General features: G+C 72.0%; 5 protein-coding genes. All 5 read left to right on the top strand.

The genetic code is table 11. From position 1 onward, the window contains the following. Window positions 1–85 precede the first annotated feature (85 nt). Complete coding sequence (locus tag C1I93_RS05200; protein ID WP_111242068.1) at window positions 86–3,361, top strand: efflux RND transporter permease subunit; 3,276 nt, start codon at window positions 86–88, stop codon at window positions 3,359–3,361. A 101-nt stretch (window positions 3,362–3,462) separates the two neighbouring features. Continuing rightward, window positions 3,463–4,707 carry an MFS transporter gene (locus C1I93_RS05195; protein ID WP_111242071.1) on the top strand — a complete coding sequence of 415 codons (1,245 nt, stop codon included), beginning with the start codon at window positions 3,463–3,465 and terminating at the stop codon, window positions 4,705–4,707. 91 nt (window positions 4,708–4,798) lie between these two features. Next, window positions 4,799–5,743, top strand: a complete 945-nt coding sequence (gene thrB, locus C1I93_RS05190) for a homoserine kinase (protein WP_111242067.1) — start codon at window positions 4,799–4,801, stop codon at window positions 5,741–5,743. Window positions 5,744–6,039: 296 nt separating this feature from the next. Then, entirely contained in the window at window positions 6,040–8,088 is a 2,049-nt protein-coding gene (gene rho / locus C1I93_RS05185) for a transcription termination factor Rho (protein ID WP_111242066.1), read from the top strand. 336 nt (window positions 8,089–8,424) lie between these two features. After that, window positions 8,425–8,649 (top strand): 50S ribosomal protein L31, encoded by a 225-nt coding sequence (gene rpmE / locus C1I93_RS05180; RefSeq protein WP_111242065.1) that lies wholly within the window; start codon window positions 8,425–8,427, stop codon window positions 8,647–8,649. Window positions 8,650–8,699 lie beyond the last annotated feature (50 nt).

The following is an 8,699-nucleotide window of genomic DNA, read 5'->3' as shown; positions in this document are numbered from 1 at the left end:
TCTCGTGGGCTCGGAGATGTGTATAAGGGACAGGGCACACTGCTCGTACCCCCAGGACCGTCTCCCTCAGGAGTGAGCCCCGCCGATGTCGCTGCTCGCCAGATTCAGCCTCGCCAACCGGGGGCTGGTAGCCCTCATCGCGGTGGTGACCACGGCGTTCGGTGTGTACGCCGTACCGTCGCTGAAGCAGCAACTCCTGCCGTCGCTGGAGTTTCCCGCCGCCTTCATCGTGGCCTCGTACCCCGGCGCGGCGCCGGAGGTGGTCGAGGCGCAGGTGACCGAGCCGATCGAGAACAGCCTGCGGAGCATTCCGGCCCTCGACACCGTCACCTCCGTCTCCCGCGAGGGTCTGACCACCATCACCGTCGAGTACGAGTTCGGCACCGACCTGGACGACGTGGTCAGCAAGATGCAGGCCGCGCTGAACCGCACCCGGCTGCCGGACAGCGTCGACCCGCAGGTCTTCGCGGGCAGCACCGACGACCTGCCCGCCGTGGTGCTGGCCGCCAGCGGCGGCGGTGACGAGCGTGCTCTCGCCGGCAAGTTGCGGGACACGGTGGTGCCGGAGCTGGCGGCGATCGAGGGGGTCCGCGGCGTCGAGTTGACGGGTGTCCGGGACGACCTCGTGGTGATCACGCCGGATCCGGCCAAGCTGGCCAAGGCGAAGGTGCAGCCGACCGCGATCGGGACCGCGTTGCGGGCCAACGGGGTGGCGGTGCCGGCCGGCGCCGTGGTCGACGGCACCCGCACCCTGCCGGTCCAGGTCGGTGCCCCGCTGACCACTCTTGACGAACTGCGCGGCATCGTCGTCGCGCCGCCCGTCAAGAAGGCCGGCCCGGTCCGGCTCGGTGACGTCGCCACCGTCTCCGAACAGCTCGCCCCGGCTACCGCGATCACCCGTACCAATGGTCAGGAGAGCCTGGGCATCGCGGTCACCGCGGACCCGGACGGCAACGCCGTGCAGATCTCGCACGCGGTCGCCGACCGGCTCGACGAACTGCGGGCGGCCACCGGTGCCGAGCTGACCGTCGTGCTCGACCAGGCACCCTTCGTGGAGAAGTCGATCAAGACGCTGAGCACCGAGGGTCTGCTGGGCCTGATCATGGCCGTGGTGGTCATCCTGGTGTTCCTGCTGTCGATCCGCTCCACGGTGGTCACCGCGGTCTCCATCCCGCTCTCCGTGGTGGTCGCGCTGCTCGCGCTCTGGATCGGCGACTACTCGCTCAACCTGCTCACCCTCGGCGCGTTGACCGTCGCCGTCGGTCGGGTGGTGGACGACTCGATCGTGGTCCTGGAGAACATCAAACGCCACCTGACGTACGGCGGGCCGAAACGGGAGGCGATCCTCACCGCGGTCCGCGAGGTGGCCGGTGCGGTCACCGCGTCCACCCTGACCACGGTGGCGGTCTTCGCCCCGATCGCCCTCGTCGGCGGCTTCGTCGGCCAGCTCTTCGCGCCGTTCGCGATCACCGTCACGGTGGCGCTGCTCGCCTCGCTGCTGGTCTCGCTGACGGTGGTGCCGGTGCTCGCGTACTGGTTCCTCAAGCCGGTGACCGGGGCCGACGGTGCGGCGATCCGGCGCGCCGCCGAGCAGCGGGAGCTGCGCAGCCCGTTGCAGCGGGCCTACCTTCCGGTGATCCGGTTCGCCACCGGCCGGCGCGCGTACCGCTGGGCGACAGTGGCCGCCGGCCTGTTGGTGCTGGCCGGCACCTTCGGCCTGGCCCGGCAACTGGAGACCAACTTCCTCGACGACTCCGGCCAGGACACCCTCAACATCCGGCAGGAGTTGCCGGTCGGCACCGGGCTGGCCGGCACCGACGCGGCGGCGCGGCGCGTGGAGGCGGTGCTGGCCGACACCCCCGGCGTGGAGTCGTACCAGGTGACCGCCGGTGGTGGGGACACGCCGTGGGCCGGCAGTGCCGGCAACAACGTGGCCAGTTACGCGCTACGACTCGGCGGCGACACCGACGCGGTCGAGATGCGTGACCTGCTGCGGGAGCGGTTGGCGCAGCTCGGGCCCGAGACCGGCGAGATCACCTTCCCGGCCGGGCAGGGCGGTGCGTCCGCCAACGAGATCGCGGTGGTGGTCCGCGCCGCCGACCAGGAGGCGCTGACCCGCGCGGCCGAGCAGGCGCAGGCGGCACTGGCCGGCATCGAGGGCGTCGAGGACGTCTCGACCACCCTGGCCGACCGGGTGCCGCGGATCGACGTGACTGTCGACCGGACCGCCGCCAGCCGGGCCGGGCTCACCGAGGCCGCGGTGGGTGAACTCGTGGGGCAGGCGTTCCGCGGTACGCCGGTGGGCCAGCTCAGCCTCGACGGCGGCACCCGGGACGTGGTGCTGCGCCTGTCGGCGCAGCCGCCGGTGACGGTGGAGGAGCTGAAGGCCCTGCCGGTCGGCCCGGTGCGGCTGGACGCCTTGGCCGAGGTCACCGAGACCGAGGGGCCGCAGCAGGTGCGCCGGATCGACGGCGAGCGCAGTGTCTCGGTGACCGGCACGGTCACCGGCTCCGACCTCGGCGCGATCAGCACCGAGTTGCAGAGCCGTCTCGACGCGATCGAGGTGCCGGGCGCCACGCTCACCCTCGGCGGGGTCAGCGCCGAGCAGCAGGAGACCTTCGCCGACCTGGGCCTGGCGGTGCTGGCCGCGATCGCGATCGTCTTCCTGATCATGATGGCCACGTTCCGGAGCATGGTGCAGGCGCTGATCCTGCTGGTGTCCATCCCGTTCGCGGCCACCGGCGCGGTCGCCCTGCTGCTGGTCAGCGGCACCGCGCTGAGCGTGCCGGCGCTGATCGGCGTGCTGATGCTCGTCGGCATCGTGGTGACGAACGCGATCGTGCTGCTGGACCTGGTCAACCAGTACCGGGCCCAGGGGCTCGGGGTACGGGAGGCGGTGATCGAGGGGGGCCGGCACCGGCTGCGCCCGATCCTGATGACCGCCATCGCCACCATCTTCGCGTTGACGCCGATGGCTTTCGGGCTCACCGGCGAGGGTGGTTTCATCTCCCGGCCGCTGGCGATCGTGGTGATCGGAGGGTTGCTCAGCTCCACCCTGCTCACCCTGGTCCTGGTGCCCACGTTGTACGCCATGGTGGAGGACACCAAGGGCGCGCTGCGGTCCCGGCGTCGCGGCGCGGCGCCCGCCGACGAGCGGCCGCCCGGCGAGCAGACCGACCGGGACCGCGCCGACAGCGAGCCGGACGCGGCCGACCCGACGACCGCCCCGGCCGGTGACCGTACGCCGGAGAGCCGCCCGGTGCCGGCGGCGCCCTCGGGCGCGCTCGTGGACGGCACCGACCAGTTCGAGGTGCTCCGGCTGCCCAAGAGCCGCAACTCGCCGTTCCCGCCCACCAGCTGACCGGTCCGGCGTGACGCCCCCGGTGGGTACCGACCCGCCGGGGGCGTCGGCTGTCCGCGCGCCGACTCCGCCGTCGACGGCCGACGGGTATGGTCCGCTCCGTGGCGTCCACCCTCTCCGTGATCACCCGCAACCGGGACTTCCGCAACCTGTTCCTCGCCCAGTTGGTGGTGTTCGGGGCCGACTGGTTCGTCATGGTGCCGTTGCTGGTGCTGCTGCCGAGCCTGACCGGTAGTGGGGTGTGGGGCGCGCTGGTGCTCGCCGTGGACACCGGCATCGTGGCGCTGCTGTTGCCGTACACCGGCACCATCGCGGACCGGTTCGACCGTCGCAAGATCATGATCGTGGCGAACGTCGCCGCGCTGGTCGGCGTGCTGCTGCTGCTCGGGGTCCGCGACGCCGGCACGGCCTGGCTGGCCCTGCTCGGCATCGGGGTGGTCGCGGTGGCCAAGGCGTTCTACTCCCCGGCCGCGCAGGCCGGGCTGCCCAACGTGCTCGACGCGGAGGAGTTGGCCGCGGGCAACGCGGTGGCCGGGTCGGCCTGGGGCACGATGACGATCGTCGGCGCGTCGCTCGGTGGCGTGCTCAGCGCCGCCGCCGGGCCGTACGTCTGCTTCTGGGTGGGTGCGGTGGCGCTGATCGGTGCCGCGGGCCTGGCCACGCGCATCCGCCGGCCGTTGCAGGCACCCCGGGAGCGCGGCGCGGCGACGCCGCAGACCTGGGCGGCCGTCCGCGAGGCGCTCGGCTACATCGGGCACCGCCCGCGGGTGCTGGCGCTGGTCACTGTGAAGTCGGCGGTGGGCCTGGGCAACGGGGTGCTCACCGTCTTCCCGCTGCTCGCCGCGGCGTACGCGGTCGGTCCGCTCGGCGCCGGCCTGCTGTTCGCGGTACGCGGCGCGGGTGCCCTGTTCGGTCCGATCCTGATGCGTCGGGTGTTGACCAACCGCGCGTGGCTGCTGCCGGGGCTGGCACTGTCCATGTCGGCGTACGGGTTGGCCTACCTCGGCACCGCGGCGGCACCCTGGTTCCCGCTGGTGCTGGTGCTGGTCTTCGTGGCGCACTTCGCCGGTGGCGGCAACTGGGTGATGTCCAACTTCGCGTTGCAGGGGGAGGTGCCGGACCGGTTGCGGGGACGGGTCTTCGCCACCGACATGATGCTGGCGACCCTGGCGATCTCGGTCAGCCAACTGGTGGTGGCCAGCGTGGTGGACGTGGTGGACGAGCGGGTCGTGCTCGCCGGCTGCGGCCTGGTCACCCTGGTGTACGCGATCGGCTGGCGGATCGCCACCCGGCGGCTCTCGCTCACCGCGCCGGCCACCGAAGCGCACGGCACGCCGGTGGCGTGACGGCCCGCAGAGCGGGTGGTGCCGGTGTTCCGGCGGTCCTGAGGGCGGGTGGTGCGCCGTGCCACCGGTCGCGGGCCCTAGCATGGGGCGCGTGTCAACCACCTTCGCCGCCGGTCCGGTCCGGGTCCGGGTCCCCGCCACCAGCGCGAACCTGGGGCCCGGCTTCGACGCGCTGGGCCTCGCCCTCGCGCTCTACGACGACGTGGCCGCCGAGGTGACAGCGGACGGCGTGACGGTGACGGTCACCGGCGAGGGTGCCGGTGACCTGCCGGTCGACGACAACCACCTGGTGGTACGCGCGATGCGGGCCACCTTCGACGAACTCGGCGGGCAACCACCGGGGCTGGCGGTGGAGTGTGTGAACCGGATCCCGCAGGCCCGTGGTCTCGGCTCCTCGTCGGCGGCCATCGTCGCCGGCGTGTTGCTGGCGCGGGCGCTGGTGACCGGCGGGGCGGACCGGCTCGACGATGCTGCCGTGCTGCGGTTGGCCGCGCGGATCGAGGGGCACCCCGACAATGTGGCGCCCTGCCTGCTCGGCGGCTTCACGGTGGCCTGGACGGAGCCGGCCGGCGCGCAGGCGGTGTCGCTGCCGGTGGCCGACGGAGTACACCCGACAGTGCTGATCCCCGCCGAGCGTGGCCTGACCGCCGTCGCGCGCGCGGCACTGCCGGCCAGCGTGCCGCACGGCGACGCCGCGTTCACCGCCGGCCGGGCGGCGTTGCTGGTGCACGCGCTGACCACGCAACCGGCGCTGTTGCTGCCGGCTACCCTCGACCGGTTGCATCAGCACTACCGTGCGCCGGGGATGCCGGAAACCGCAGCCCTGGTCGAGCGGCTGCGTGGGGCTGCTGTGGCGGCCGTGGTCAGTGGTGCCGGTCCGACCGTGCTCGCCCTGTCTGAGCTGCCGGAAGGCTTCGATCCAGGAACAAATTGGCAGGTTCTGCGGTTGGCGATAGACGTGCCCGGCGCGCAGGTCGGGCAGGGTAGACTCGGACACGCGGAGCGGGACCCTGTTGCCGCAGGTCGGAAGAGTTGATTACGCTCTAGACCTAGCACAGCCGCGAAGCATGCGATCTCCTGCGGGTCGGCGCACCCCCGAAGCTCTCGGCGGTAAGCCCCGTCATCCCTGCCTAGGCCCACGCCGCACCGCAGTCTTCACTGGTCGCCGCAGACGGCGAAACCCGCTCACCGGTCCTCTGGTGGGTCGGGCGACCGACCGGCTGCTGTGTCACAGACTCCCGCAGAGCGTCATGCGAGGCGGGTGCACCGAGGCCGCCCGGCCACCTGATTTTCGACTCCGGGCAGTCCCGGCCTATCGAGGGAAGGAATCCATTGAGCGACACCACCGACGTGACGTCGGATGTTTCCAACGTCGCTGGCGATGCCACCACAGCTGCCCCTGCCCGTCGCCGGCGCAGCGGCACGGGTCTGTCGGCGATGCTGCTGCCGGAGTTGCAGAGCCTGGCCGCGTCGCTCGGCATCTCGGGGACGGCTCGCATGCGCAAGGGCGAGCTGATCAGCGCGATCACCGAGCGGCAGGGCGGCGCTGCGGGGGCCCCTCGACCACGGGCCGAGGTCGCGGCGGCCGCCGCCCCGGTCCGCGAGGAGGTCCACGCGGACGTACGCGAATCCGCTGAGCAGCCGAGCGCCGACCGGCGGGCTGCCGAGCAGTCGGCACCCGCGACCGAAGGACGTCCTCGGACCCGGCGTGCCCGGGCGGTCGCGGCGGAGCCGCGCGTCGAGGAGGTCGTCGCCGACACCGGCGAGCGCGCCGAGAGCCGGGCCACCCGTGATCGCACCGAGCGTGACGACCGTGGTGAGCGGGACGAGCGCGCCGAGCGTGGCGAACGGGCCCAGCGTGGTGACCGTGCCGAGCGCGGTGAGCGTGCCGAGCGGGGTGACCGTGCCGAGCGCGGTGAGCGTGCCGAGCGGGGTGAGCGTGCCGAGCGGGGTGACCGTAACGAGCGCGGCGACCGTGCTGAGCGCGCCGAGCGCAGTGACCGGAACGAGCGCGGTGAGCGTGCCGAGCGCGGTGACCGGAACGAGCGCGGCGACCGCGGTGACCGTGCCGAGCGCGGCGAGCGGAACGAGCGCGGGCAGCGGGCGGACCGGGACAACGACGGCGATGACGATGGCGAGGCCGGTGGCCGGCGGAGCCGGCGCAGTCGTTTCCGGGATCGTCGGCGGGGTCGGGGCGACCGGGTCGAGTCCGGCGGCGACGGCGGCCGTGAGCCGCAGGTCGGCGAGGACGACGTCCTCGTGCCGGTCGCCGGCATCGTCGACGTGCTCGACAACTACGCCTTCGTACGGACCACCGGCTACCTGGCCGGTGCCAACGACGTGTACGTGTCGATGTCCCAGATCAAGAAGTACGGCCTGCGGCGCGGTGACGCGATCACCGGTGCGGTGCGTGCGGCCCGGGACGGGGAGCAGCGGCGCGACAAGTACAACCCGCTGGTCCGGCTGGACACCATCAACGGGATGGAGCCGGACGAGGCGAAGCGGCGGCCGGAGTTCTACAAGCTCACCCCGCTCTACCCGCAGGAGCGGCTGCGGCTGGAGACCGAGCCGCACATCCTCACCACCCGGGTGATCGACCTGGTCATGCCGATCGGCAAGGGGCAGCGGGCGCTCATCGTCTCGCCGCCCAAGGCCGGTAAGACCATGGTGTTGCAGGCCATCGCGAACGCGATCACGCACAACAACCCGGAGTGCCACCTGATGGTGGTGCTGGTGGACGAGCGGCCCGAAGAGGTCACCGACATGCAGCGCTCGGTCAAGGGCGAGGTCATCGCGGCCACGTTCGACCGTCCGCCGCAGGACCACACCACCGTCGCCGAGCTGGCGATCGAGCGGGCCAAGCGCCTGGTCGAGCTGGGCCACGACGTGGTCGTGCTGCTCGACTCGGTGACCCGGCTGGGCCGGTCGTACAACCTGGCGGCGCCGGCCAGCGGCCGGATCATGTCGGGTGGTATCGACTCCACCGCGCTCTACCCGCCGAAGCGCTTCCTCGGCGCGGCCCGCAACATCGAGAACGGCGGTTCGCTGACCATCCTCGCCACCGCGCTGGTGGAGACCGGGTCGATGGCGGACACGGTCATCTTCGAGGAGTTCAAGGGCACCGGTAACGCGGAGCTGAAGCTGGACCGGAAGATCGCCGACAAGCGGACCTTCCCGGCCGTGGACGTCAGCGCTTCCGGCACCCGTAAGGAAGAGATCCTGCTCGCGCCGGAGGAGCTGGCCATCATCCACAAGCTCCGCAAGGTGCTGCACTCGCTGGACTCGCAGGCCTCGCTCGACCTCCTGCTGGACCGGCTCAAGCAGTCTCGTACCAACATCGAGTTCCTGATGCAGATCGCCAAGTCGACCCCGGGGGAGTGACCTCTTCCGGGTGAGACCGACGAGAGGGCGTGGCCGATACCGGCCACGCCCTCTGCGCGTCCACCGCCTGCCGCTGGCTGTGCGGTCGGGCGCGGCTGGCTGTGCGGTCGGGCGCGGATGGCGCCGACCAGCGGAGGAATGCTTCGCCTCGGGGGCGGGAATGCGTACAGGTGGCCTGATGTTGCAACGGGCGACCAGCTGGTACGGCCCCCCTCCGGGGCCGGCCGAAGCCCATGGCAGACTGGTCAATCGGCCAACGGTTCCGGTTCACGCCCTGATCAACGCGCTGGAGCGCGAGGGGCGACCCGGCGACCACGACGAGAGGACCGAGGCGACATGAAGCAGAACATCCACCCGGAGTACGTGACCACCGACGTCACCTGCTCCTGCGGCAACACCTTCACCACCCGTAGCACCGCCAAGGGCGGCGCGATCCACGTCGAGACGTGCAGCGCCTGCCACCCGTTCTACACGGGCAAGCAGCGTGTCCTGGACACCGCCGGTCGGGTCGCGAAGTTCCAGCAGAAGTACGCCAAGGTTCAGGCCAAGAAGGCCAAGTAGCTCCTGGTCCGACGCCCGCGTCCGGTTTCCACCGGGCGCGGGCGTCGGTC

It is taken from the genome of Micromonospora endophytica (assembly GCF_003236305.1).
GTDB lineage: Bacteria > Actinomycetota > Actinomycetes > Mycobacteriales > Micromonosporaceae > Micromonospora > Micromonospora endophytica.
Note: the sequence above shows the minus strand (reverse complement) of the source record. Positions and strands in the feature narration are given on the sequence as shown.